The following is a 23678-nucleotide window of genomic DNA, read 5'->3' as shown; positions in this document are numbered from 1 at the left end:
CGCACCCAGCGTCCGGTGGCACCCCGTCGACACCGCCGCGGACGAGGCCCTCACCGCACACGCGGTCGAGCTCCTGCGCGAGCCCGACGGGGCACGGCCGACCGTGACCACCGGTCGGCTGTGCCCCCGGTGCGGCTCCTCCTCCCACGGACGCCCCTGGCTGAGGGTCGACGGGCGCGACCACCACGTCTCGCTGTCGCGATCCGGACCACACCTGGTCACCGTGATCTCCGCGGAGCCGGTGGGCGTGGACGTGGAGTCCGTGGCGGCTGTGGCGAACCGGTGGGATCCCGCGCTGGTGCTCGCGGACGGCGAGCGGGCAGGCACCGACGAGGACCGCGGCCGCACCTGGGCGCGCAAGGAGGCCGTCCTCAAGCGTCGCGGGACCGGCCTCGCGACGCCGATGGTCGACGTGCTGCTCGCTGCCGAGTCGTGGCGCGACCTGCCGGGACCGCCCGGCTACGTCGTCGCCGTCAGTCCGGCAGGGCCGGGAGCGGGAGCTCCCTGAGCCACGCGTCGAACAGGTCGGCGTGGGACTCACCGGTGACGTCCTCCACGACCGCCTCGAAGTCGACCGTGGTCGCGTTGCCGCCACCGAACCGCTCGACCCACTCGTGCAGGACGTCGAAGAACTGGTCGTCCCCGACCGCCGTGCGCAGCGCGTGGAGGGTCAGCGCGCCGCGCTTGTAGACGCGGTCGTCGAACATGAGCGCCGGGCCGGGGTCGGCGAGCAGCAGGTCCTGGTCGAGGTCGGCGAGCTTGGCGTGGTGGTGTGCGGCGCAGTCCGCAGCACTGTCGCCGCCGGACTCCTCGGACCACAGCCACTCGGCGTAGCAGGCGAAGCCCTCGTGCAGCCAGATGTCCTTCCACTCGGTCAGCGTCACCGCGTTGCCGAACCACTGGTGTGCCAGCTCGTGGGCGACCAGCCGCACGGCGTCCCAGTCAGCCGAGGCGAAGTTGCGCCCGAAGGTGGAGAGCGACTGCGACTCCAGCGGGATCTCCAGCGGGTCGTCGGTCACGACCACGGTGTAGGCGTCGAACGGGTAGTCGCCGAAGACCGACTCGAAGTAGGACATCATCGCCGGCTGCTGGCCGAACGAGGCGTCGTACGCCTCTCCCGAGAGGTCGGGCGGCGCGATCACGACGACGCCGTGGTCCAGCTCGCGCACCTCGTAGCGGCCGATCTGCACGGTGGCGAGGTAGGACGCCATCGGCTGGGCCATCTCCCACGTCCACTCCGTGACGGAGCCGCGCCGACGCTGGTCGGTGAGTCGGCCGCACATGGCGACGTAGTAGTCGGTCGGCGCGGCCAGCGTGACGGCGTACGTCGCCTTGTTGCTCGGACGGTCGTTGCAGGGGAACCACGTCGGGGCACCGTGCGGCTGGGCCGCGACGATCACGCCGTCGGTCAGCTCCTCCCACCCCGCGTCGTCGAGGTGGCGCGCCTTGAGGGTGCGCGGTGATCCGCCGTACTTCACGCGGAGCTCGAACTCCTGGCCGTCCTCGAGCCCGGCGGTGATCTTCAGGCGCGAGCCGCGGTGCGAGTAGCGCGCCGGCTTGCCGTCGAGGAGCACGCGCGAGACGCGGAGGTGGGCGAGGTCCAGGGTGACGCTCGTGGCGTCGGCGCGCGCGACGCACGACAGGGCCGCGTCGCCGTCGAGGCGGTTGCCGACGACCTTGTAGGCGAGCCCCAGCGCGTAGTGGGTGACGTCGAAGGAGTCGTCCCCGTGGTCGGGGACGTACGACTCGCTCATGGTGCCTCCCAGGGGCCGATCGGGTTGCCGATCCAGCAGGTGCGTGAGGGGACCCCCTCTCCGCGCATCACGAGAGAAACCGGGCCCACGGTTGCGTGCCGACCAATCGTCGCGGCCGGAAGGATAACGCTGTTGGGCCCCAGGGTCGCACCAGCCTTGAGGGTGACCGTGTCCATGCTGAGCACGCGGTCGTGGAAGAGATGGGTCTGCACGACGCACCCGCGGTTGACCGTGGAGCCGTCGTCCAACGTCACCAGGTCGGTCTCGGGCAGCCAGTAGGAGTCGCACCAGACCCCGCGCCCGATCCGCGCCCCCAGCAGGCGCAGCCACGCGTTGAGCGCGACGGTGCCGCGCGCGGGGGCGGCGAACCACGGCGCCGCCAGCACCTCGGTGAAGGTGTCGGCGAGCTCGTTGCGCCAGACGAACGACGACCACAGCGGGTGGTTGCCGACCCGGTGCCGACCGACAAGGACGAGCTTGGCAACCACCGTCACCAGGGCCGCGAGGATCCCGGCGACGATCAGGACCGGACCGGCCAGGAGCACCGCTGCGAGCGGGCTCGCGGCCAGGAGGGCGAGCAGGGTGAGGGCGACGCCCACGTGGAGGAGGAGGAGCAGGAGCAGCGGGACCACCCGCAGCGTCTCCACCAGCCCGCGCGCGACCTTGAGGCGGGTGGGCGGGGCGTACGTGCGGGTGTCGTCGGAGGCGCCGGCCGTACGCCGCAGGCGGGTCGGCGGGCTGCCGACCCAGCTCGACCCCGCCTTCGCGACCTGCCGCGCAGGCGCCGCGGAGAGGACGGCGACGAGGGACTCCTTCGGCACCTTGCGCCCCGGGGCGGCCATGCCGGAGTTGCCCACGAAGGCCCGCTTGCCGATCTTGACCCGGTCGACGCGGATCCACCCGCCGCCGAGCTCGTAGCAGCCGACGAGGGTGTCGTCGGCGAGGAAGGCGTGCTCGCCGACGGTGGTGAACTTCGGGATCAGCAGGACGGTGGAGGCCTCCACGCCGGGGCCGACCGTGGCACCGAGCATCCGCAGCCAGGTGGGCGTCAGCGCGCTCGCGTAGAGGGGGAACAGCCAGGTGCGCGCCTCGTCCAGGACCCGGAGCGTGCTCCAGATCCGCACGCCGGTGCCGGAGCGGACCCGGTGCACGCCTGCCTCCATGCCCGCGCCGAGCACGCGGATCAGGGCACAGACCATGAGGATCAGCGCGGTGTAGCCGACGAGCCCGGCCAGGGGCAGCCACGGCAACCCCCGGAGTACGACGTCACCCAGCCCGTCGGCCTCGCGCACCGCCGGCAGCAGCACGAGTGCGCCGGTGAGCACGGCGAAGGCGGGCAGGGCGGCGATGAGCACCGCCATCACGCCGTAGAGCCCCAGCCAGACGCTCTCGGTGCTGGCCGTACGTCCGGTCGGAGCCCCCTGCCAGGGGCCTCGCGCCTCCGCGCGGCTCTGCTGCGCGGGCGAGCCCGCCCAGAACTCGCCCGCCGGGACGGTGCCCTCGACGAGGGAACCCGGCGCGACCTCCGCGTCCTTGCCGACGACCGCTCCCGGGCTCAGCGTGCAGCGGGCACCGATCCGCGAGCGGGCGCCGACGGTGATCGGGCCGACGTGGATCACGTCGCCGTCGATCCAGTGCCCGGCGAGGTCGACCTCGGGCTCGATCGCGGCCCCCTTGCCGACGGTCAGCAGGCCGGTGACCGGCGGCAGGGTGTGCAGGTCGGATCCCTGGCCGATGGTGTTGCCGAGGAGGCGCGCGTAGTAGGGGAACCACGGGGCGCCGGCGAGCGACGTGGCCGCGAGCTCGTCCTGGATCTGCTCGGCCAGCCAGATCCGGAGATGGATCTTCCCGCCGCGCGGGTGCTCGCCGGGCGTGAGCGGCCGGAGGACCAGCCGGGCCAGGAGGGCGGCGAGGGTCATCCGCCCGGGCGGCACGAGGAAGAACCACGTGGTCAGCACCAGCACCCAGGCCGGCGCCTGCGGGAGACCGTCGAGGTCGAGGATCGGCCCTGCGACGGCTGACCCGAGGAGCAGCCAGCTCAACCAGCGGAGGCCGGCGAGTGCGCGCAGCGGCACGAGGCAAAGCAGCTGTCCCACCTGGCTCTTCAGGGGCAGCGGTCGCACGTCGCGGTTGGCCACCCCCTGGGTGCCGGCGAGGGCCGGCAGCGCGTCGACGAGGGCGGCGATGGTCGGGTGGGCGTACACGTCGCCGACCACCACCTCGGGGTAGCGCTCGCGGATCCGGCTGACGACCTGCGCCGCGGTGAGCGAGCCGCCGCCGAACGCGAAGAAGTCGTCCTCCGGAGTGGTCACGTCGGCGCCGAGCACGTCCGCCCAGATGTCGGCGACCCAGCGCTGGGTGTCGCTCAGCCCCACCGCAGGGCTCGCCGTCCTGGGCAACGGCCACGGCAGGGCGTCGCGATCGATCTTGCCGCTGGTGCGCGTCGGGAGCGACTCGACCACGGCGAGGCGCGGCACGAGCGCGGCCGGCAGCCGGCCCCGGAGCAGCTCCTGCGCCGTGACGGAGTCGTACGACGCGTCGATGGTGAGGTAGCCGACGAGCAGCGAGTTGCCGCTCTTCGTCGACCGGACCGCAGCCGCCGCCTGCTGTACGCCCGGCAGGCGGAGCAGCTGCTCGTCGATCTCGCCGAGCTCGATGCGCCGGCCCCCGAGCTTGATCTGGTCGTCGGCGCGGCCGGCGAACACCAGGCCGAGCGGGTCGTTGCGCACCACGTCGCCGGAGCGGTAGGCGCGGTCCCACCCGAGGGTCGGCATCGGGGCGTACTTCTCGGCGTCCTTCTCGGGATCGAGGTAGCGCGCGAGGCCGACGCCGCCGATGATCAGCTCCCCGCTCTCGCCCTCGGCCACCGGATGTCCGTGCGCGTCGACGACGGCCAGGTCCCAGCCGTCCAGCGGCAGGCCGATCCGGACCGGGTCCGACCCGTCGAGCAGGGCACTGCAGGCCACGACCGTGGCCTCGGTGGGTCCGTAGGTGTTCCACACCTCGCGGCCCGGGCGCTGCAGCCGCTGCGCCAGCTCGGGCGGGCAGGCCTCGCCGCCCATGACCAGCAGCCGCACCTCGTCGAGGCTCGCCGGAGGCCAGAGCGCCACGAGGGTCGGCACGGTCGAGACGACGGTGATCGAGTTGGCGACCAGCCACGGCCCGACGTCCACCCCGCTGCGTACGAGCGAGCGTGGCGCAGGCACCAGGCAGGCGCCGTGGGCCCAGGCCAGCCACATCTCCTCGCAGCTCGCGTCGAACGCGACCGACAACCCGGCCATGACCCGGTCCCCGGGCCCGATCGGCTCCTCGGCGAGGAACATCCGCGACTCCGCATCGACGAACGCCGCAGCGCTCCGGTGCGTCGCCGCGACACCCTTGGGCCTGCCCGTCGACCCGCTGGTGAAGATGACCCACGCGTCGTCGTCGACGCCGGGGCCAGACGCCGCCGGTTGAGCAGGCGAGGAACGAGCCGTGTCGAAACCCGCGTCGTCGTCGACATCGGGCGCCGCTGGTTGAGCAGGCGAGGAACGAGCCGTGTCGAAACCGAGGCGCCGCTCGATCCGCAGGTCGTTGCCGATGACCGCCACGGCGCCGGACTCCTCGAACACCACCCGCGCGCGCTCGTCGGGGTCGTCGGCGTCGACCGGCACGTAGGCCGCACCCGCGACGAGGATGCCGAGGATCGCGACGTAGAGGTCGGTCGTGCCCGACGGGATCCGGATGCCGACCTTGTCACCGACGCGGACTCCCGCCTCGTGGAGCTCCGCCGCCACCCGGTCCGCGGCCTCCGCCAGCTCGGCGTACGTCAGCAGCGCGACGCCGCTGTCGACCGCGGGGCTCTGCGGGGCGAAGTCGACGACCTCGCGGAAGATGTCGACCAGGGTGCGCGGTGCGGCCGCTCGCTCGCTCGCAAGCAGGGCGGGCAGGAGTGTCGGCACGCGCGCATTGTGGGGCATCCGGGTGTCCAGCAGGTGTCGGCGACGCACGCCGGACGAAGGCTGGGTGAACAGTGGTCGATCGGGCGCCTTCGCGCTTCCCGTGGACCCTGACGACTCCCATCCTGAGGTCGTGACCAGCTACGGCGACCACATCGGACCGCTCGCGATCGCGCACCGCGGGGGCATGTCCCTCGCGCCCGAGAACACCCTCGCCGCCTTCGGCCGCGCCACCGCGCTGGGCCTGACCTACCTCGAGACCGACGTGCAGACCACCCGCGACGGGCACGTCGTCTGCTTCCACGACGCGACGCTGCGGCGGGTCACCGGGGCCGCCGGTCGGGTCAGCGACCTCGACCTCGCCGACCTGCGTCGGCTCCGGGTGGACGGCACCGACCGGATCCCCACGCTCGCCGAGGCGATGGCAACGTTCCCCCAGGCGCGGTTCGCGATCGACCTCAAGGACGAGGCGTCGATCGGCGCCATGGCGCTGCTGCTGCGCGCGAACCCCCGCTGGGCCGAGCGGATCTGCGTGGCCGGCGCCTGGAGCAAGTGGCTGCGGCGGCTGCAGGACGAGGCCCCGGGAGTCACGACGGCCCTCGGCTGGCGGTCGCTGACGACGTTGATCGCGTGCTCGCGCGGTGGCGTACGTCCGGTCGGGCTCGGCGCCGGCCCCGGGCGCGGCGCCTTCGCGCACGTGCCGATGAAGCTCGGACGGATGCCGATCCACTCCGAACGCGTCATCGGTCGCGCCCACGAGATGGGCATCCGTGTGATCGTCTGGACCGTCGACGACCCCGCCACCATGCGGACGCTCCTCGACGCCGGGGTCGACGGGATCATCACCGACCGCCCCGACGTGCTGCGCGACGTGCTGATCAGCCGGGGGCAGTGGTCCCGGCCCGGCGTCGTACGACCGGCCCCTCCCGCCGGGGTAGTCCAGTGAGTTCTGGCTGCCATTCTGGCCAAATCACGACCATCCCTCACTGGACTACCCCGGGCGGGCGGACGACCCCGGCTTGAAACAGATACCCCCTAGGGGTATGGTCGAGGTATGAACGAACAGCACGGACACCTCGAGGGCAACGACGCGGCCGTCCAGGCCCACCTCAAGCGGCTGCGCCGCATCGAGGGGCAGGTGCGCGGGATCCAGCGGATGGTCGAGGACGAGAAGTACTGCATCGACATCCTCACGCAGGTGTCCGCGGCGACCAAGGCGCTCCAGGCGCTGGCGCTCTCGCTGCTCGACGACCACATGGCCCACTGCCTCGTCGACGCCGCCCGCCAGGGCGGGGCCGAGCAGGAGCAGAAGCTCAAGGAAGCCTCCGAGGCGATCGCCCGCCTCGTGAAGTCCTGAAAGGACGCGACATGAACACCGAGACATACACCGTCACCGGCATGACCTGCGGCCACTGCGCCGCTTCGGTCACCGAGGAGATCTCCGAGCTCGCCGGCGTGGACCACGTCGACGTGGTCGTCGAGACCGGAGCCGTCACCGTCACCAGCGCCGCCCCCCTCGACCCCGCTGCCGTCCGGGCCGCCGTCGAGGAAGCCGGCTACGCAATGGCATGAGAGACCTCAGCACGCCGTTGCGCGTCGTCGCCTTCGTCGCCGCCCTGGCCGCCGCCTTCGCGGTGGCGTGGGGCGGGGGCCGGCTCGTCGGACCGGTCGACACCGCTCCCGTGGCCCACGAGGGCGCAGCCGACCACACCGACGAGGCGGCGCACGGCGACGACCACTCGACAGAGGCGATCGCCGACGTCGGTGGACTGACCTCGCGCGCCGACGGCTACACCCTCGCGCTCGCCGACCGCACCCTCGACGCGGGCCGCACCCGGCTCGACTTCCAGGTGCTGACCTCGAGCGGCCGGCCGCTGCTCGACTACACGCGCGAGCACGAGAAGGACCTGCACCTCATCGTCGTACGCCGCGACCTGACCGGCTTCCAGCACGTCCACCCCACCCTCGACGCCGCGACCGGCACCTGGTCGGTGGACGTACGCCTGACGCCGGGTGTGTGGCGCGTCATCGCCGACTTCACGCCCGAGGGCTGGGACGGGATCACGCTGGCGGACGACGTCGCTGTGGGCGGCGGGTTCAGCCCCGAGGAGCTCCCGGCCGACAGCCGCACCGCGACGATCGAGACCGACGAGGGCACCTACACCGTGGTGCTCGAGGGCGACACCGCCCCGGGCGCGAGCACCGTGCTCACCACCCGGGTCGAGCTCGACGGCGAGCCCGTCACCGACCTCGAGCCCTACCTCGGCGCCTTCGGCCACCTGGTCGCGATCCGCTCCGGCGACCTCGGCTACCTCCACGTCCACCCGGAGGAGGGCCGGCCCGGACCCGGGATCGACTTCGCGACCGCCTTCCCCACGCCCGGGACGTACGGGTTGTTCCTGGACTTCCAGCACCGCGGCGTCGTGCGGACGGCCGCGTTCACCGTCGAGTCGGGCGGCGCGCCGGCTGCAGCCGGCGAGGAGGGAGACGGTCATGACCACTGACGTGGAGCTCGCCATCACCGGCATGACCTGCGCGTCGTGCGCCAACCGCATCGAGCGCAAGCTCAACAAGCTCGACGGGGTCACCGCGACGGTCAACTACGCGACCGAGAAGGCCAAGGTCACCTATCCCGGCACCGTCTCGACCGACGAGCTGCTGAAGACCGTCGAGGCCGCGGGCTACGCCGCCGCGCTCCCGACACCGACGTCCGCCGAGACACCCGCGGAGCCGGAGCGGGACCCGCTGCTCCAGCGGCTGCTGGTCAGCACCGCGCTGAGCATCCCCGTGGTCGCGATGGCGATGGTGCCCGCGCTGCAGTTCACCTACTGGCAGTGGGCTTCGCTCGTCCTGGCCGCGCCGGTCGTGGTGTGGGGCGCGCTGCCCTTCCACCGGGCCGCGTGGACCAACCTGCGCCACGGCGCGACCACGATGGACACCCTCGTCTCGGTCGGGGTGCTGGCCGCCTTCGGCTGGTCGCTGTGGGCGCTGTTCCTCGGCACCGCCGGCGAGCCCGGCATGACCCACCCCTTCCGGATCTCGATCGACCGCACCGACGGCGCGGGCAACATCTACCTCGAGGCCGCCGCCGGCGTGACCACGTTCCTGCTCGCCGGACGGTGGCTCGAGCACCGCTCGAAGCGGCAGGCCGGCGCTGCGCTGCGGGCCCTGCTCGAGCTCGGTGCGCGCGAGGTGGCGGTCATCCGCGACGGCCGCGAGGTGAGGATCCCGACCGACCAGCTGGTCGTCGGCGACACCTTCGTCGTACGCCCCGGGGAGAAGATCGCGACCGACGGCGACGTCGTCGAGGGCACATCCGCCGTCGACGCCTCCATGCTCACCGGCGAGTCGGTGCCGGTGGAGGTCCGCCCCGGCGATGCCGTCGTCGGCGCCACGGTCAACGCCGGTGGCCGGCTTCTCGTACGTGCCACCCGCGTCGGCGCCGACACCCAGCTGGCCCAGATGGCGCGGCTCGTCGAGGACGCGCAGAACGGCAAGGCCGAGGTGCAGCGCCTCGCCGACCGGATCTCGGGCGTCTTCGTGCCGATCGTGATCGGGCTCGCCGTCGCGACCCTCGGCTTCTGGCTGGGCGCGGGTGGCGGGCCGACCGCTGCCTTCACCGCCGCCGTGGCCGTCCTCATCATCGCGTGCCCCTGCGCGCTGGGCCTGGCCACGCCGACCGCCCTCATGGTCGGCACCGGCCGCGGCGCCCAGCTCGGCATCCTGATCAAGGGCCCGGAGGTCCTCGAGTCCACCCGCCGCGTCGACACGATCGTGCTCGACAAGACCGGCACCGTGACCACCGGCGAGATGACCGTCCACGCCGTCGTGGCCGCGGACGGCGAGTCGGTCGACGACGTACGACGCCTCGCCGCCGCGCTCGAGTCGGCGTCCGAGCACCCGATCGGCCGGGCCATCGCGGCCTCCGTGGACGAGCTCGCGCCGGTCGAGGACTTCGCCAACCGGGAGGGCCTCGGGGTCCAGGGCATCGTCGAGGGCCACGCGGTGCTCGTGGGTCGACCTCGCCTGCTCGAGGAGTGGTCGCAGCACCTCCCGCCGACGCTCGTCGACGCCGTCGAGCGCGCGCAGGGCGAGGGCTACACCCCCGTCGCGGTCGGGTGGGACGGCCGGGCGCGCGGGGTCATCGTCGTCGGCGACACCATCAAGCCGACGTCTGCGCGCGCCATCGCCGAGCTGCGCGAGCTGGGGCTCACCCCGATCCTGCTGACCGGCGACAACGAGGCCGCGGCCCGCCACGTCGCTGCCCAGGTCGGGATCGAGGCCGTCGTGGCCGACGTGCTCCCGGCCGACAAGGTCGCCGAGGTCCAGCGCCTCCAGGCCGCCGGCAAGGTGGTGGCGATGGTCGGCGACGGGGTCAACGACGCCGCCGCGCTCGCCCAGGCAGACCTCGGCCTGGCGATGGGCACCGGCACCGACGTGGCGATCGAGGCCAGCGACCTGACCCTCGTGCGCGGCGACCTCCTCGTCGCCGTCGACGCGATCCGGCTCTCGCGCCGCACCCTGGGGACGATCAAGGGCAACCTGTTCTGGGCGTTCGCCTACAACGTCGCCGCGCTCCCGCTCGCGGCAGCCGGGTTGCTCAACCCGATGCTCGCGGGCGCCGCGATGGCGTTCTCGAGCGTGTTCGTGGTGACCAACAGCCTGCGGCTCCGGGGCTTCCGGTCGTCGATCTCCTGAGGACCCCGGACCCGGACCGAGCGGTGGTCCAGCCACACTTCCGGTCGCGGGACTGCGGGTGTGCCACCGCTCACAGGGGCGGGCCACCGCGGGGTGTGCCGCCCTCACCGCGGAGTTCCTAGGCTGTGCCCATGGGACTCACCGACATCCTCAAGCCGGGCAGCGCCGAGGCGAAGAAGACCAAGGCCGCGCTCGACGCCGCAGACGACCCGCGGCCCGACCCCAACGCCATCGAGCGGCTGGTCGAGATGCTGGTGGACACCGGCCTCGAGGGACGCGGGCCGCTCAGCTCCGTGCGCGAGGTCGCCGACGAGGCGCTCACCAAGTCGGGCGGCGACGCGGAGAAGGCGGTCGCCGCAGTGGCTCGGTCGGCCACGCTCAAGGGCAGCGTCGGCGGGTTCGTCACCGGCGTCGGCGGCTTCATGCTGATGCCGGTCTCGCTGCCGGTGAACGTGGCCGAGTTCTACCTCCTCGCGGTGCGGATGGTCGGGTCGATCGCGACACTGCGGGGCTACGACATCACCGAGCCGCGCGTGCGCACCGCGGTCCTGCTCACCCTCGTCGGCTCGGACGCCGACGAGGTCCTGAAGAAGACCGGCATGGCGAGCGCGAGCGGCCGCGTCACGGCGTACGCCCTGCGGGGACTGCCGCCGGGCGCCCTGATGGTCGTCAACAAGGCTGTCGGGTTCCGCCTGATGCGCGGCGTGAGCGAGAAGGTCCTCACCGGGTTCGGCCGCGGCATCCCGCTGGCCGGCGGCCTGGTCGGTGGCGGGATCGACGGCTACATGATGAAGAAGATCGCCGACCACGCGATGAAGGAGTTCCCGGCCGTCAGCTGATCAGGTCGAGTGCGCTCGCGGCAGTGGTCGCCGCGGGGCTCCGCACTCAACCCAGCTTCGCGCGGATCGCGTCGGCCTCCTCCCGGACGGTCGCGGCGTCCACAAGGTCGCCGGCCCGGTCGGTGAGCATGCTCTCCCACTGGTCGAGGACCTCCTCGGCGTAGCCGCTGTCGAAGAGATCTGCGGTGAGGTCGGCCTTGGCCTGCTCGACCAGGTCCGCCCACTCCTCGACCGCAGTGAACCGCTCGACGAGGACGTTGGACCCACCCATCCCGCCGCCCATCCCGCCCGGCCCGCCCTCAGGGCGCTCGCCGTCCGGCATCCCGGAAGGCATGTCCGTCGGCATCCCCGAGGGCATCTCGGACGGCAGGTCCGACGGCAGGTCGGACGGCATCCCCGACGGCCGCTCGCGGTCGTCTGCTCCCGGGAAGCCGCCACCCATGCCCTCGCGGCCGCCACCCGGCGACCCCCCCGAAGGCGAGGTTGTGGTCCCAGGCGACGACGGTGAACCCGCCGGACTCCGCGTCGTAGCGCAGGTAGGAGTTGTTGCCGGGACCGTCGATGTCGTCGAAGTTGTCGACGAGCTCCTCGAAGGCGAGGTAGCGCGCGAACGACTGGACGTCGAGGCGATCGGGCAGCTCGGCGGCGAAGTCCTCGTCGCTGCTGTTGTTGAGGAAGTCGAGGAAGTCGACCAGCGGCGTCAGGTCGTCGTCGCCGGTCTCCTGGTCGAAGACGTCGGTGTACGCGTCGGGGTCGTCACCGCGCCAGGACCAGTCGCCGCCCGCCTCGGCCTTGTAGAACAGCCCGGTGGTGCTGAAGTTCTCGGCCTCCCAGGCCTCGTCGAGGTCCTGCACGACGAGCCGCAGCCGGGCATCGGCGCCGTTGACGCTGAACGACGTCGCGATCGCGTGCTCGCTGGCGAGCCCGGCCTCGGCGAGGAGGTCGAGCGCGACCGCCTCGTTGAGCGCGGTCTCCGAGCCGTTGGACCTGACGATGAAGGAGGTCCAGCCGTCGAGCTCCTGGCCGTCGACGAACTTGTCGAGCCGGACCAGCCAGGGCAGGTCGGTCGGATCGGCACCGTCGTCGACCCCACGCAGGGAGGAGTTGCCCTTGAGCCGGAGCCCGACGCGCTCCCAGGTCTGCCCGTCGATCGTGACGGTGGCCTCGATCCACTCCTTCTCGCTCGTCTCCTGGTAGGTGTCGATCATCGCGGCGACGGCAGCGTCGTCGACCTCGATCGAGATCTCGTGCACCACGGTCGCGTCCCAGACACCGGTCCCGTCCGCGACATCCTCGGCGGCCGCGCTGACGCCGGTGGTGGCGACGGCCGTGGTCCCGCCCGAGGTGGTCGAGCAGCCGCCCAGGGTGAGCGCGGCCAGCGTCGCGAGCACGGCGAGCCGCGCCGCGCACGGCTGGGCGGTCATGCGAGCACCCCGGCGTGCAGGGTGAGCTGGTCGGCCAGGTGGCGCGACGTCACGCGGTGCCAGCGGTTGCGCTGGAGCTCGGGGGTCAGCAGCGCCAGCCCCGTGCCGTACTTCGAGATCCGCGTGGGCCGGTGGCCCAGCTCCCACAGCCGCCGGTCGAGCGGGCCGGGGCGAGCGGTCGCGGACTTGGTCTCGACGACCAGCACGTCGCCGACCTCGGCGGTGCCGTGGCCGGAGACCCAGCGGAGGTCGCGGTCGATGGTGGCCCGCCCGGCGCCGTCGTCGAGCAGGAGGGTCGTACGCAGGTAGCTGGTGTGCAGCGTCGCCACCAGGCCGCGGGGGTCGACGTCGTGCACGTGCGCGGCGCCGAGCCGGTCACGCACCCACGCCCCGGACGCATCGGACATCTCGCGGAGGCCGTCGTGCGGCAGTCGTTCCTTGACCGTCCTGCCGCGACTCCCGCGGGTCTTTACCTCCAGCCAGCGCTCGCCGGTGTCGGCGTACGTCCGCGTCCGCACCTTCCACCGGCGCCGGCGCTGGTGGGCCGAGGCGGTCCAGCTGTCGAGGTCGACGGTGTCGAGGTAGGTCGACTCGTAGCGCGAGGCGCGCCGGCCGTCGATCTCGAGCACCCGCAGGCCGGGGATCGCGGTCAGCACGGCGTCCAGCTCGGCGGTCGCGATGACGTACTTCCGGTCGATGCGGGTCAGCAGCGCGGCCTCCTCGTTGAGCTCGGCGAGGGAGACGGCGGGCAGGCGGTCGACGGCGCTCATGGTTGTCATCGCGTCAGCGCAGGGACGGCGGGGCGGCTGGCGGCGGCGTAGTGCACCTCGACGGTGGTGGTGTCGTTGACGAGGTCGACCCGGACCGGTGTCACGCGGGTGACCCGCGCGTCGAGCAGCATCTCCAGGCGCTCCACCAGCGTCGTCTCGTCGGTGATCGCCGAGTCCAGCACGACGACCTGCCGCAGCCCGGTGCCGTGCAGCAGGCGGCTGTCGGCGACGGCGAGCACGCCGACGAGGACGGCCATGAGCGTGACGGACAGCGTGACGTCGGCCGTGCCGAGGCCACCGATCAGGCCGATCGCGAGAGCCGCGAAGTAGTAGGCGATCTCGTGCTGGCCGAGCTCGTCGGATCGCAGCCGGATGATCGACAGGACGCCGAAGAGGCCCAGCCCCAGCCCGACGGTCGCGGCGCTGCTGGACAGCACGATCGTGACGGCGAGGACGCCAACGTTGACCGCGATGAAGGCGGTGACGAGGTCGGCGCGGCGGTGGCGGGGGTAGTAGACGGCCATGGCGAGGACGAGGACCGCGACGACGTCGACGGCAGCCAGGAGGTAGGTGGGGTTCATGGGAGGCCCTTCGGGGATCGGTGTGCCCCGAGGTTGTCGCGTTCACCTGTCGTTCACCTGCCGCCGACCTGTGGCTGCGCTGTGCATCACCGCGAGGGGCGACCTGAGAGGATCGGCGCCGTGGACGGACCCCTGCCCCTCGTGCTCATCTACGGCTCGCTGGCCTTCGCGGCCGTGGTGCTCGGCTACGTCGCCCTCGCCCGTACGCCCGACTGGGGGCTGCTCGGCTTCGCCGGCGTCCTCGAGCTGGGCGCCCTGGTCCTCCTCGTGGTCGCCGGGGTCCAGGTCGGCGACGCGGACCTCAGCGGCGCGGGCACCGTCACCCTCTTCGGCTACCTGCTCGCCGGCCTCGTCCTGCTGCCGATCGGCTTCGCGTGGTCCCTCGCCGAGCGGAGCCGCGGCGCGACCGCTGTGCTGGCCGTGGTGGGCCTGACCGAGGCGTTCGTCGTCCTCCGCGCCCTCCAGGTGTGGCAGCAGTGAGCTCCTCCCTCAGCTCGACACGGAGCGGCCCGGGTCGCGTGCTCGTCGCGATCTACGGCGTCTTCGCCCTCGCCGCCACCGCCCGCTCGCTCGTGCAGCTGGTCACGAAGGCGGACGAGGCGCCCTTGGCGTACGCCCTCTCCGCTCTCGCCGGCGTCGTCTACATCGCCGCGACCCTCGGGCTCGCCGAGATCGGGCCCCAGCCCCGCCGGCTGGCCTGGGTGGCCGTCGGCTTCGAGCTGGTCGGGGTGCTCACCATCGGCACGCTCACCGTCCTCGACCCGGAGCTGTTCCCGGACGCGACCGTCTGGTCGGCGTACGGCGCGGGCTACGGCTGGTTGCCACTGGTGCTGCCGTTCGCGGGGATCGCGTGGCTGATCAGGACGCGGCCGCGGGGTTGAGTGCGCTCGCGGTAGCGGTGGCCACGGGGCTGCGCACTCGACCCGTCAGGGCGTCGTCGGCGGCAGGTGCTTCTTCATCAGCCGCTTGACCCGGCGCTCCTTGCGGTCGGGGATCATCGACCGCATCTCCTCGAGCTTGCCGAAGCAGAGGAGCCGGTCCTCCCCCTCGAGCACCGTCTTGTTGCGCGGGTTGGGGATCACCTGGGTGCCGCGGTGCAGGGTCAGCACCGTGATGTCGCGCTCGTCGAGACCGGACTCGCCGAGCTTCTTGCCGACCATGTCGGAGCCACCGTGGACCACGATCTCGGCGACGCCGTAGCCGGTCGAGACGGTCAGCCGCTGGCGTACGTCGATGTCGGGGAACGCGACCTGGTTGTCGATGTAGTCGATGATCGCGCCGGCGACGTCGAGCTTGGTCGCGGCCTCGATGCCCTCCAGGCCGGGTGAGGAGTTGACCTCCATCACCTGCGGGCCGTTCTTGCCCTCGAGCATGTCGACACCGGCCACCCGCAGGCCCATGATCTGCGCCGAGCGCACCGCGATGCGCTCGAACTCCTCGTCGAGCTCGACCGGCTCGACGCTGCCGCCGCGGTGCACGTTGGAGCGGAACTCGTCGCCCTGCGCGACACGCCGCATCGCCGCCACCACGCGGTCCCCGACGACCAGCGCGCGGATGTCGCGGCCCTTGCTCTCCTTGACGAACCGCTGGATCAGCACGTTCTGGCGGGTGCTCTGCAGCGTCTCGATGATCGCCTCGGCCACCTTCAGCGTCGGCGCCAGGATGACGCCGATGCCCTGCGTCCCCTCGAGCAGCTTGATCACGACCGGCGCACCGCCGACGCTCTCGATCGCCGGGATCACGTCGGCGCGGTCCTGCACGAAGGTCGTCGCCGGCATCGGGATCTTGTGGCGCGAGAGGATCTGCGTCGCGCGCAGCTTGTCGCGGCTGTTGGCGATGCCGTAGGAGGTGTTGGGCGTGTAGACGTCCATCTGCTCGAACTGGCGCACGACGGCGGTGCCGAAGTAGGTGATCGAGTTGCCGATGCGCGGCAGCACGGCGTCGTACGTCGACAGCTGCTTGCCGCGGAACAGCAGGTCGGGCTCCTCGCCGGTGAGGTCGATGCCGAAGCGCAGCGTGTTGAGCACCTTGACGTCGTGACCGCGGTCGACGGCTGCGGTCCGGAGGCGCTGCGTGCTGTAGGAGCGCGGCGCGCGGGAGAGGATGGCAAGCTTCATGGTGGGACATACAAGCACGCCGCCCGGCCGGGCCACCTGACAAGATGGCGCGATGCCCACCCCCGCCGCGCCCGCCCCCGACGCTGCGCACATCGACACCCCGCACACCGTCGTCGGCTGGCGCGAGTGGGTGGCCCTGCCGCAGGCCGGCGTCGACTGGGTGAAGGCCAAGATCGACACCGGCGCCCGGTCGTCCTCGATCCACGCCTTCGACCTCGAGGTCGACGAGCGGGACGGCCAGGAGTGGGTGCGCTTCTCGATCCACCCGTGGCAACGGTCGGACGAGGACCGCGTCGAGCTGAGCCTGCCGGTGCTCGACCGCCGCGAGGTGCGCAGCAGCAACGGCCAGGTGGAGCAGAGGTACGCCGTCGCGCTCGACGTGACGCTGGCCGGGCGCACGATCACCACGGTGATGACGCTCAGCAACCGCGACGAGATGGGCTTCCGGATGCTGATCGGCCGGGAGGCCCTCGAGCGCGGGTTCCTCGTCGACGCAGCGAGGTCGTACGCCGGCGGCCGGCCGCGGCGGGCCGTGCGGCGCAAGAACTGGGGCAAGTAACGCTCGGTGCAACCTGAGCCCTGAGCTCTCGGCCGACCCTCGGCGCGAGCTGCACGGTTCACAGGAACCCCACAAGGTCAGCCCATCTCCCCGACAGGCGCGCCGCACACCATCGACGTCACGAGCCGCTCACTGCGGCGCCCCAGACCGTGACACCGATGAAAGGCCGCTCCCTTGCGACTTCCCACCACCGCCCGGCTCCGCCAGGCCGTCGCCGGCTCCCTGGCCGCCGTGCTCCTCGCGGGCTGCGGCGCCTCCGTGGCCAGCGACACCACGACCACCACGTCGTCCAGCTCGTCGAGCTCGAGCACCACCGTCGTCGCCAGCGACGGCACCACCGTCGACGACGCGCTGGCCGACGACGTCGCGATCGAGACGGGCGACACGGACTACGACGAGGCCGACGCCACCGCGATCACGCTGTCCGGCACCTCGGCCACGTCCGACAGTGACGCCGTCACCGTCGAGGACGGGACGGTCACGATCACCGCAGCCGGGACGTACGTCCTGTCCGGCGAGCTCGACGGCCAGGTCGTGGTCGACAGCACAGGCGACGGCATCGTACGCCTCGTGCTCGACGACGCCACCATCACCTCGTCGACCACCTCCGCGATCAACGTCGTGGACGCCCATTCGGTCGTCGTCGTGCTGGCCGACGGCAGCACCAACGCGCTCACGGACGCAGCGACGTACGACGACACCTCCGAGGAGGCGCCGACCGGCGCGCTCTACTCCACGGCCGACCTCACGATCGGCGGCACCGGCTCCCTGACGGTGACCGGCAGGAGCAACAACGGCATCGTCGGCAAGGACGGCCTGGTCATCACCGGCGGCACCATCGACGTGACCTCGGTCGACGACGGCATCATCGGCAAGGACTACCTCGTCCTCACCGACGGCACCGTCACCGTCGACTCGGTCGGCGACGCCTTCAAGTCCGACAACACCGAGGACGCGGGCTCCGGCTTCGTGCTCATCCGGGGCGGCTCCCTCACCGTCACCACCGAGGACGACGGCATCAAGGGCGTCCAGGTGCTCGTGGCCGGCGGCACCATCGAGGTCGCCGGGTCCAACGAGGCCATGGAGGGCTCGCTGATCATCATCGACGACGGCGACATCGAGCTGCACTCCGCCGACGACGGCGTCAACGTCGCCTCGTCCGACGACAGCGCGGCCACCGACGGCCAGGGCGGCATGGGCGGCGGCGGCATGGAGGCCGACAGCTCGCTCCACCTCTTCATCAACGGCGGCTCGCTCGAGGTGTGGTCGAGCGGCGACGGCCTCGACTCCAACGGCCTCGCCACGATCACCGGCGGCGACATCGTGGTCTACGGACCGACCACCGACGGCAACGGCGCCCTCGACGTCAACGGCACCTTCGAGGTCACCGGCGGCACCCTGCTCGCCACCGGCAGCGCGGGGATGATGGTCGCCCCGGCCACGGACTCCGCACAGGGCTGGATCGCCACCGCCCTCAGCGCGACCGCTGCCGCCGGCTCGGAGGTCGTGATCACCGACGACTCCGGTGCCGAGGTCGCGACGTACACGATCGCCAAGGACCTCGCCTCGGTCGTCTTCTCCTCGGCCGGCCTCGAGCAGGGCGCGACCTACACCGTCACCGTCGACGGCACGGCCACCAGCGTCGTCGCCGGCGAGGCGCCGGCCGGCGGTCGCGGCGGCCCGGTGGGCGGCTGACGCAGGTGCCCCACCCGACCACTCCCCCTCCACCCCGCACTCCCACGAAGGAACCGACATGTCCACCAGCTCCGACCTCCCCTCCGCCCCCGGCACCACCCCGGCGCACGACGCCGCAGCCGATACGACGTACGCCGCTCCCGCCGAGGAGCCCACGTCGAAGCGCGACTGGCGCCGCCTGGGCCGCAGCCGCAAGGTGCTGACCGCCGGCGTGGTCGTCGCCGGGCTCGCCATCGGCGGCGCCGGGTTCGGAGCCGGGTACGCCGTCGGCGACGACAGTGCCGCCACCGACACCACGATGACCCAGACCGACACCGGATGGGGCGACCGCGGCCCGGGTGGTCCGATGGGCGACCGCGACGGCGACCTGGGCGGCCAGATGGGCGTCCCGCCCGGCGGCGGCACGGGCGGCACCACCGGTGAGGCGCCCGACTTCGACGGCGACGGCCTGCCCGACACCGACAGCGGCACCGACTCGGGATCGACCACCGACTCCGGATCGGACACCACGACCCAGCAGAGCTGAGTCCCTCGACCGACCCACCCCGGTCACCTCTTCCCCCGGAGGTGAACGGGGTGGGTCTTGGGCGGGCCGCCCACCATTACCCTGAGCCCGTGACGACCGCCGCCGCTCCCGCCCCGGTCGAGGTTCCCCGTGGCGCGTGAGTCCTTCGCCATCGGGGGCGTACGCATCCGCGCGGGCACGGTCCGCGCGCTCGAGCTGCCGATCACCCGCCTGGTGACCGGGGCCGAGGTCTCGCTGCCGGTGCGCGTGGTGCACGGCCGCGAGGACGGCCCCTGCGTCTGGATCGACGCGGCGATCCACGGCGACGAGGTCGCGGGCGTCGAGATCGTCCGCCAGGTCATGGCCGGGCTGGACCCCAAGAACTTCCGCGGCACGCTCGTCGCGGTGCCGATCGTCAACGTGCTCGGCTTCATGACCGGCGACCGCTACCTCCCCGACCGGCGGGACCTCAACCGCTCCTTCCCGGGCTCCTCGCGCGGCTCGCTCGCCGGCCGGATCGCCTACCTCTTCATGAAGGAGATCGTCGCCGGCTGCGAGGTCGGCATCGACCTCCACACCGGATCCGACCGGCGCAGCAACCTCCCCCAGATCCGCGCCGACCTCGACGACGCCGGCACCCGCGAGCTCGCCCAGGCCTTCGGCGCCCCGGTCATGCTGCACGCCAAGATCCGCGACGGCTCGCTGCGCCACGCGGCCCGCGAGCAGGGCGCCAAGGTGCTGCTCTACGAGGGCGGCGAGAACCTCCGCTTCGACGCCTACGCGGTCGACGCCGGCGTGATCGGCGTACGACGTGTGCTGGCGTCGCTCGGCATGACCGAGGCGGTCGTCGAGCCACCTGTCGAGCCAAGCCTGGAGTGCCGCTCGAGCGGGTGGGTCCGCGCGCGCCGCACCGGGATCCTGCACCTCGACGTCACGCTCGGCCAGAAGGTGAGCGAGGGCGAGCGGCTCGGCACCCTCTTCGACTCCTTCGGCAAGACCCTGCGCGCCGTCTATGCCAGCCGGGACGGCATCGTGATCGGCCGCACCGAGGCGCCACTCGTGAACTCCGGCGACGCGGTCGTGCACATCGCGGACTAACGTGCCCGCCATGTCCTTCGACGTCGCGGCGTTCCGTGCGCACTTCCCCTCGCTCGCCTCGGGCATCGCCCACTTCGACAACCCCGGCGGTACGCAGACCCCGGCCGTCGTCGGTGACGCGATCGCCCGGACCCTCACCGGCCCGCTGTCGCAGCGCGGTGCCAACCTCGTCAGCCAGCGCAACGCCGAGCACGTCGTCGGCGAGTTCCGCTCGGCGGTGGCCGATCTCGTCGGCGGTGTCCCCGGAGGCGTCGTCCACGGCCGCAGCGCGACCCAGCTGACGTACGACTTCTCCCGCACGCTCGCCCGCCGCTGGTCGGCCGGTGACGAGATCGTGCTGTGCCAGCTCGACCACGACTCCAACGTCCGGCCGTGGGTCCAGGCCGCGGAGCGCGCCGGCGTGACGGTCCGGTGGCTCCGGCTCGACCCGGCGACCGGCGAGCTCGACCTGTCCTCGCTCGACGCGATCACCGGGCGCACCCGGCTCGTCGCCCTCACCGCTGCCTCCAACCTGCTCGGCACCCGACCGCCCGTCGCCACCGTCGCTGCGAGCGCCCACGAGGTCGGTGCGCTGGTGTACGTCGACGGGGTGCACCACGCCGCCCACGCGGCACCGGACCTCGCGGCGATGGGCGCCGACCTCATGGTCTGCTCGCCCTACAAGTTCTTCGGGCCCCACTGCGCCGCGCTCGTCGCGGACCCCGCCCTGCTCGAGACGCTGCGCCCCGACAAGCTGCTGCCGTCGACCGACGTCGTGCCCGAGCGCTTCGAGCTCGGCACGCTCCCGTACGAGATGCTCGCCGGCGTGACCGCGGCGATCGACCTGATCGCGTCCGTCGCCCCGTCGGGCGGGTCCCGGCGCGAGCGGCTGGTGGCGGCGTACGCGCTCATCGGCGAGCACGAGCTGCGCCTGCGCGGCCGCATCGAGGAAGGACTCGCCGACCTCGGCGGCCAAGGACGACTCGCCCTCCACTCGCGCGCCGCCGACCGCACGTCGACGCTCTTCCTCACGTTGCGCGACCGGCTGGCGGTGGAGGCGTACGACGCCCTCGCGAAGCGCCACGTCCTCGTCCCGGCCGGCACGTTCTACGCGTACGAGACCTTCCGCGCGCTCGGTCTCCCGGTCGACTCGGGGCTGCGGATCGGGCTTGCGGCCTACACCGACGACGCCGAGGTGGACCGGCTGCTCGAGGGGCTCACGGACTTCGTCGGCTGACGAGATCGTGGAGCTCGCGAGCCGGCACACGGCTCAGGAGCTCCACGATCTCAGCGCCCGGTCGTACGCCGGTAGGTCCGCGTCCGGGCGCCCGGGACGAAGCCGATCCTCCGGTAGAGGCGTGCGGGTCCTGGGTAGTCGTCGTCCCCGCGGGGACAGACCAGTCCCTCGGTCGCGCCGAGGCCGCGGGCGGCGGTGAGGGCGGAGACCGAGGCGGCCGCCGCCAGACCGCGGCCGCCGTGCTCGGCGACGCCGCCCACCGGTTCGACCAGCGCCACGCCGGTCGCCTCGTCCCACCACACGCAGCACGACGCCACCCACTCGCCCGACTCGCTGGTCACCACGTGGTCGAGCTCGGGCCGGTAGGGCGGGGTCGCCATCAGTCGGTGATAGGCCCCGGTCGTCACCTTCGACGTCGCCGACCAGGCGGCGCGGTGCACGGCGGCCCGCTCCTCGTGCTCGCCCGGACGGACGGCGCGGACCGCGTAGCCCTCGGGCAGCCTCACCGGCGGGAGGTCCGCCAGGTCGAGGTGGTGGTGGGTGAACCACGGGGCCTCCACCTCGACGAAGCCGGTCTCCGCCAGCGCGGCCAGGACGACGTCCTCCGACTCGAGGGTGCTGGCGGTGACGTCGCCGTCGACCGTCTCGAGCGCAGCGGCCACCGCGGCGCGTACGGCGTCCGGCTCCACGCCGCAGACCTCCAGCCAGTCCGGCGACTCGAGCCAGGCCCAGGCGTCGTCGAGCACGAACACCGGTCCCAGGTCGAGCGCCTCCGGTTCGCCGTACGCCGCGGACCAGGCCAGCTGCCCGGGGTGGTGGCGCGCGGTGCGCGACCAGAGTCGCGAGGCGAGGTCCTGCATCCGGGGCAGCGCCTGCTCGATGTCGAGCTGCTCGGGGGTCATGGCCGCAATCTGGCAGGGCGGCCGCATTTGCGGCACCCGGATTTAGCTGGGGTCTCCCTCGGCCTGCTCGGCCACCTCCTCCGAGCCGGGACCGGACTCGTGGGCGCTGGAGTCGACGTCGTCGGTGTCGACCGTGTCGCCGACGGTCGCGTTGCCCGCGGGCTCGGCGTCGAGGGCGCGCTGCCGGTCCTCGTCGCTGACCCGCTCGCCCGCGCCGGGGAAGGCGGACTCCTCGGGGTGCTCGGCGTACGCGTCGGGCGCGGTCTGGTCGTCGCTGGTCATGCTCCTGACCGTACGCCGCGCGCGCCGGCGCGGATCCGCCCGCAGGGGTGGCGGCACATCGCGTGCGCGAGGCGCCTCCGGCTGCCATGTGCCGCCACCTTCCGGCCCGCGTCGGGGAGGGTGGCGGCAGATCGCAACCACCGAGGCGCCGGACCCGCGATGTGCCGCCACCCCCCGCGGACGCAGGCCGCTGTCGGACCCCGTGGCCACAATGGGTGGGTGAGTCAGCACTGGGTGCTCCACGTCGACATGGACCAGTTCCTCGTCGCCGTCGAGCTGCTGCGCCATCCCGAGCTGGTCGGCCGGCCGGTCGTGGTCGGCGGCCGCGGCGACCCGACCGAGCGGGCCGTGGTCTCGACCGCGTCGTACGAGGCCCGCGAGCGCGGCGTGCACTCGGGCCTCGCGCTCAAGCTCGCGTGGCGGCGGTGTCCGGATGCGGTCTTCCTGCCGGTCGACTTCCCGGTCTACGAGGCCGCCTCGGCGCGGGTGATGGCGACCCTGCGTGCCACACCCGGCGCGGTGGTGGAGGTGCTCGGCTGGGACGAGGCGTTCGTCGGGATCGAGACCGACGACCCCGTCGTGACGGCCACCGCGATCCGCGCGGCGGTGCTCGACGCGACCGGCCTGCACTGCTCGGTCGGCATCGGCGACACCCTCGTGCGGGCCAAGATCGCGACCGACTTCGGCAAGCCCCAGGGCACCTTCCAGCTGACCCGAGACAACTGGATGGAGGTCATGGGCGAGCGCCCGACGACGGCCCTGTGGGGTGTCGGCGCCAAGATCGGCGCCCGGCTGCAGGCCATCGGGATCCGTACGGTCGCCGACCTCGCCGCGGCCGACGAGGACGCGCTGGTCACCTCCTTCGGCCCGTCCAGCGGCGGCCACCTCGTTCGGCTCGGCCGCGGCGGCGGGCGTACACGGCCCGACGACACCCCGTGGGTGGCGCGCGCCCACGGCCGCGAGACGACCTACCAGTCCGACCTCACCACCGCCGACGAGGTGCGCGCCGCGCTGAGCGAGCTCGCCCAGCGGGTCGTCGACGACTGCCGCAAGGAGGACCGCGCCGTGCAGCGGGTGCACCTCAAGGTGCGGTTCGCGCCGTTCTTCACGTTCACCAAGGTCCGCAAGCTGCCCGAGCCGACGTGGGACGTCGACGTGGTCACGCAGACGGCGTACGCCCTGTTCCTCGCGCTCGACGACCAGCGTCCGGTCCGCCTGCTGGGCGTCCGCGGGGAGATGGTGCCGCCGGACGGCGGCTACTGACGCCGGCACGGGACGTCATACAGAAGGGGCACCCGCT

At 72.7% G+C, this 23678-nt stretch carries 24 protein-coding genes; 15 read left to right on the top strand and 9 right to left on the bottom strand.

What is annotated here, in order from left to right:
• Window positions 1-103 precede the first annotated feature (103 nt).
• Window positions 104-508: a 4'-phosphopantetheinyl transferase family protein gene (locus tag BM127_RS14960; RefSeq protein WP_091199730.1), complete on the top strand. Its 405-nt coding sequence runs from the start codon at window positions 104-106 to the stop codon at window positions 506-508.
• On the opposite strand, the gene BM127_RS14955 is transcribed toward BM127_RS14960, so the two are convergent.
• Both BM127_RS14955 and BM127_RS14950 read right to left on the bottom strand, forming a co-directional pair.
• Window positions 474-1754, bottom strand: a complete 1281-nt coding sequence (locus tag BM127_RS14955; RefSeq protein ID WP_091199728.1) for a M1 family metallopeptidase — start codon at window positions 1752-1754, stop codon at window positions 474-476. The two genes, BM127_RS14960 and BM127_RS14955, sit on opposite strands and share 35 nt — an antisense overlap.
• Window positions 1751-5695 carry a Pls/PosA family non-ribosomal peptide synthetase gene (locus tag BM127_RS14950; protein ID WP_231263446.1) on the bottom strand — a complete coding sequence of 1315 codons (3945 nt, stop codon included), beginning with the start codon at window positions 5693-5695 and terminating at the stop codon, window positions 1751-1753. Before BM127_RS14950 ends, BM127_RS14955 begins: the two co-directional genes overlap by 4 nt.
• A gap of 130 nt (window positions 5696-5825) precedes the next feature.
• Here BM127_RS14950 and BM127_RS14945 point away from each other — a divergent pair, with 130 nt between their 5' ends.
• The 6 genes from BM127_RS14945 to BM127_RS14920 all read left to right on the top strand — a co-directional run bounded on the left by BM127_RS14945 (window position 5826) and on the right by BM127_RS14920 (window position 11229).
• Window positions 5826-6638, top strand: coding sequence for a glycerophosphodiester phosphodiesterase family protein (locus BM127_RS14945; protein ID WP_198554285.1), 813 nt, complete (start codon window positions 5826-5828; stop codon window positions 6636-6638).
• A gap of 108 nt (window positions 6639-6746) precedes the next feature.
• Window positions 6747-7049: a metal-sensitive transcriptional regulator gene (locus tag BM127_RS14940; protein WP_091199724.1), complete on the top strand. Its 303-nt coding sequence runs from the start codon at window positions 6747-6749 to the stop codon at window positions 7047-7049.
• An 11-nt stretch (window positions 7050-7060) separates the two neighbouring features.
• On the top strand, window positions 7061-7264 hold the full coding sequence (locus BM127_RS14935; protein WP_091199722.1) for a heavy-metal-associated domain-containing protein: 204 nt from the start codon (window positions 7061-7063) through the stop codon (window positions 7262-7264).
• Entirely contained in the window at window positions 7261-8196 is a 936-nt protein-coding gene (locus BM127_RS14930) for a hypothetical protein (RefSeq protein ID WP_091199721.1), read from the top strand. The genes BM127_RS14935 and BM127_RS14930 overlap by 4 nt, the downstream gene beginning before the upstream one ends.
• Window positions 8186-10390 carry a heavy metal translocating P-type ATPase gene (locus BM127_RS14925; RefSeq protein ID WP_091199719.1) on the top strand — a complete coding sequence of 735 codons (2205 nt, stop codon included), beginning with the start codon at window positions 8186-8188 and terminating at the stop codon, window positions 10388-10390. Before BM127_RS14930 ends, BM127_RS14925 begins: the two co-directional genes overlap by 11 nt.
• Before the next feature lie 131 nt (window positions 10391-10521).
• Window positions 10522-11229: an EcsC family protein gene (locus BM127_RS14920; RefSeq protein ID WP_091199717.1), complete on the top strand. Its 708-nt coding sequence runs from the start codon at window positions 10522-10524 to the stop codon at window positions 11227-11229.
• Between the two features lie 46 nt (window positions 11230-11275).
• Here the strand turns inward: BM127_RS14920 and BM127_RS22595 are convergent, their stop codons facing one another.
• Genes BM127_RS22595 through BM127_RS14905 form a run of 4 tightly spaced genes read right to left on the bottom strand, consistent with a single transcriptional unit; the run spans window position 11276 to window position 14004 of the window.
• The gene (locus tag BM127_RS22595) at window positions 11276-11563 is read right to left on the bottom strand and encodes a hypothetical protein (protein WP_198554286.1); all 288 of its coding nucleotides are present in this window, start codon (window positions 11561-11563) and stop codon (window positions 11276-11278) included.
• A complete protein-coding gene (locus BM127_RS14915; RefSeq protein ID WP_198554287.1) occupies window positions 11529-12653 on the bottom strand; it encodes a CotH kinase family protein in 1125 nt (374 codons plus the stop codon). Before BM127_RS14915 ends, BM127_RS22595 begins: the two co-directional genes overlap by 35 nt.
• The gene (locus BM127_RS14910; protein WP_091199715.1) at window positions 12650-13423 is read right to left on the bottom strand and encodes a polyphosphate polymerase domain-containing protein; all 774 of its coding nucleotides are present in this window, start codon (window positions 13421-13423) and stop codon (window positions 12650-12652) included. Before BM127_RS14910 ends, BM127_RS14915 begins: the two co-directional genes overlap by 4 nt.
• 5 nt (window positions 13424-13428) lie before the next feature.
• The gene (locus BM127_RS14905; protein WP_091199713.1) at window positions 13429-14004 is read right to left on the bottom strand and encodes a DUF4956 domain-containing protein; all 576 of its coding nucleotides are present in this window, start codon (window positions 14002-14004) and stop codon (window positions 13429-13431) included.
• Between the two features lie 120 nt (window positions 14005-14124).
• Between BM127_RS14905 and BM127_RS14900 the strand changes: the two genes are divergently transcribed.
• Window positions 14125-14484 (top strand): hypothetical protein, encoded by a 360-nt coding sequence (locus BM127_RS14900; RefSeq protein ID WP_091199712.1) that lies wholly within the window; start codon window positions 14125-14127, stop codon window positions 14482-14484.
• Window positions 14481-14885, top strand: a complete 405-nt coding sequence (locus BM127_RS14895; RefSeq protein WP_091199710.1) for a hypothetical protein — start codon at window positions 14481-14483, stop codon at window positions 14883-14885. Before BM127_RS14900 ends, BM127_RS14895 begins: the two co-directional genes overlap by 4 nt.
• A 45-nt stretch (window positions 14886-14930) precedes the next feature.
• Here the strand turns inward: BM127_RS14895 and BM127_RS14890 are convergent, their stop codons facing one another.
• Window positions 14931-16121, bottom strand: coding sequence for a RimK family alpha-L-glutamate ligase (locus BM127_RS14890; protein ID WP_091199708.1), 1191 nt, complete (start codon window positions 16119-16121; stop codon window positions 14931-14933).
• A 52-nt stretch (window positions 16122-16173) separates the two neighbouring features.
• On the opposite strand from BM127_RS14890, the gene BM127_RS14885 reads away from it, so the two are divergent.
• The 5 genes from BM127_RS14885 (at window position 16174) to BM127_RS14865 (ending at window position 21194) form a co-directional block, all read left to right on the top strand.
• Window positions 16174-16680 carry an ATP-dependent zinc protease family protein gene (locus BM127_RS14885; protein WP_091199706.1) on the top strand — a complete coding sequence of 169 codons (507 nt, stop codon included), beginning with the start codon at window positions 16174-16176 and terminating at the stop codon, window positions 16678-16680.
• Between the two features lie 174 nt (window positions 16681-16854).
• Window positions 16855-18375 carry a carbohydrate-binding domain-containing protein gene (locus BM127_RS14880; protein WP_091199704.1) on the top strand — a complete coding sequence of 507 codons (1521 nt, stop codon included), beginning with the start codon at window positions 16855-16857 and terminating at the stop codon, window positions 18373-18375.
• A gap of 58 nt (window positions 18376-18433) precedes the next feature.
• Window positions 18434-18901, top strand: a complete 468-nt coding sequence (locus tag BM127_RS14875) for a hypothetical protein (RefSeq protein ID WP_091199702.1) — start codon at window positions 18434-18436, stop codon at window positions 18899-18901.
• A 129-nt stretch (window positions 18902-19030) separates the two neighbouring features.
• Window positions 19031-19978, top strand: a complete 948-nt coding sequence (locus BM127_RS14870; RefSeq protein WP_091199701.1) for a succinylglutamate desuccinylase/aspartoacylase family protein — start codon at window positions 19031-19033, stop codon at window positions 19976-19978.
• A gap of 10 nt (window positions 19979-19988) precedes the next feature.
• The gene (locus BM127_RS14865; protein ID WP_091199699.1) at window positions 19989-21194 is read left to right on the top strand and encodes a cysteine desulfurase-like protein; all 1206 of its coding nucleotides are present in this window, start codon (window positions 19989-19991) and stop codon (window positions 21192-21194) included.
• A 50-nt stretch (window positions 21195-21244) separates the two neighbouring features.
• Here the strand turns inward: BM127_RS14865 and BM127_RS14860 are convergent, their stop codons facing one another.
• Both BM127_RS14860 and BM127_RS14855 read right to left on the bottom strand, forming a co-directional pair.
• Window positions 21245-22096, bottom strand: coding sequence for a hypothetical protein (locus BM127_RS14860; protein WP_091199697.1), 852 nt, complete (start codon window positions 22094-22096; stop codon window positions 21245-21247).
• A 42-nt stretch (window positions 22097-22138) separates the two neighbouring features.
• A complete protein-coding gene (locus tag BM127_RS14855) occupies window positions 22139-22378 on the bottom strand; it encodes a hypothetical protein (RefSeq protein WP_091199695.1) in 240 nt (79 codons plus the stop codon).
• Between the two features lie 219 nt (window positions 22379-22597).
• Between BM127_RS14855 and BM127_RS14850 the strand changes: the two genes are divergently transcribed.
• Window positions 22598-23641 carry a DNA polymerase IV gene (locus BM127_RS14850; RefSeq protein WP_231263447.1) on the top strand — a complete coding sequence of 348 codons (1044 nt, stop codon included), beginning with the start codon at window positions 22598-22600 and terminating at the stop codon, window positions 23639-23641.
• Window positions 23642-23678: the final 37 nt, after the last annotated feature.

Origin of the sequence: Nocardioides alpinus (assembly GCF_900112035.1) — a bacterium.
GTDB classification, from domain to species: Bacteria; Actinomycetota; Actinomycetes; order Propionibacteriales; family Nocardioidaceae; genus Nocardioides; species Nocardioides alpinus.
Note: the sequence above shows the minus strand (reverse complement) of the source record. Positions and strands in the feature narration are given on the sequence as shown.

Excerpts from the sequence above, each read along its gene's own strand:
- BM127_RS14865 (WP_091199699.1), top strand. The coding sequence starts at position 19,989 with ATGTCCTTCGACGTCGCGGCGTTCCGTGCGCACTTCCCCTCGCTCGCC.
- BM127_RS14890 (WP_091199708.1), bottom strand. The coding sequence starts at position 16,121 with ATGAAGCTTGCCATCCTCTCCCGCGCGCCGCGCTCCTACAGCACGCAG.
- BM127_RS14875 (WP_091199702.1), top strand. The coding sequence starts at position 18,434 with ATGTCCACCAGCTCCGACCTCCCCTCCGCCCCCGGCACCACCCCGGCG.
- BM127_RS14860 (WP_091199697.1), bottom strand. The coding sequence starts at position 22,096 with ATGACCCCCGAGCAGCTCGACATCGAGCAGGCGCTGCCCCGGATGCAG.
- BM127_RS14920 (WP_091199717.1), top strand. The coding sequence starts at position 10,522 with ATGGGACTCACCGACATCCTCAAGCCGGGCAGCGCCGAGGCGAAGAAG.
- BM127_RS22595 (WP_198554286.1), bottom strand. The coding sequence starts at position 11,563 with ATGCCTTCCGGGATGCCGGACGGCGAGCGCCCTGAGGGCGGGCCGGGC.
- BM127_RS14935 (WP_091199722.1), top strand. The coding sequence starts at position 7,061 with ATGAACACCGAGACATACACCGTCACCGGCATGACCTGCGGCCACTGC.
- BM127_RS14940 (WP_091199724.1), top strand. The coding sequence starts at position 6,747 with ATGAACGAACAGCACGGACACCTCGAGGGCAACGACGCGGCCGTCCAG.
- BM127_RS14885 (WP_091199706.1), top strand. The coding sequence starts at position 16,174 with ATGCCCACCCCCGCCGCGCCCGCCCCCGACGCTGCGCACATCGACACC.
- BM127_RS14910 (WP_091199715.1), bottom strand. The coding sequence starts at position 13,423 with ATGAGCGCCGTCGACCGCCTGCCCGCCGTCTCCCTCGCCGAGCTCAAC.
- BM127_RS14930 (WP_091199721.1), top strand. The coding sequence starts at position 7,261 with ATGAGAGACCTCAGCACGCCGTTGCGCGTCGTCGCCTTCGTCGCCGCC.
- BM127_RS14925 (WP_091199719.1), top strand. The coding sequence starts at position 8,186 with ATGACCACTGACGTGGAGCTCGCCATCACCGGCATGACCTGCGCGTCG.
- BM127_RS14915 (WP_198554287.1), bottom strand. The coding sequence starts at position 12,653 with ATGACCGCCCAGCCGTGCGCGGCGCGGCTCGCCGTGCTCGCGACGCTG.
- BM127_RS14905 (WP_091199713.1), bottom strand. The coding sequence starts at position 14,004 with ATGAACCCCACCTACCTCCTGGCTGCCGTCGACGTCGTCGCGGTCCTC.
- BM127_RS14855 (WP_091199695.1), bottom strand. The coding sequence starts at position 22,378 with ATGACCAGCGACGACCAGACCGCGCCCGACGCGTACGCCGAGCACCCC.
- BM127_RS14955 (WP_091199728.1), bottom strand. The coding sequence starts at position 1,754 with ATGAGCGAGTCGTACGTCCCCGACCACGGGGACGACTCCTTCGACGTC.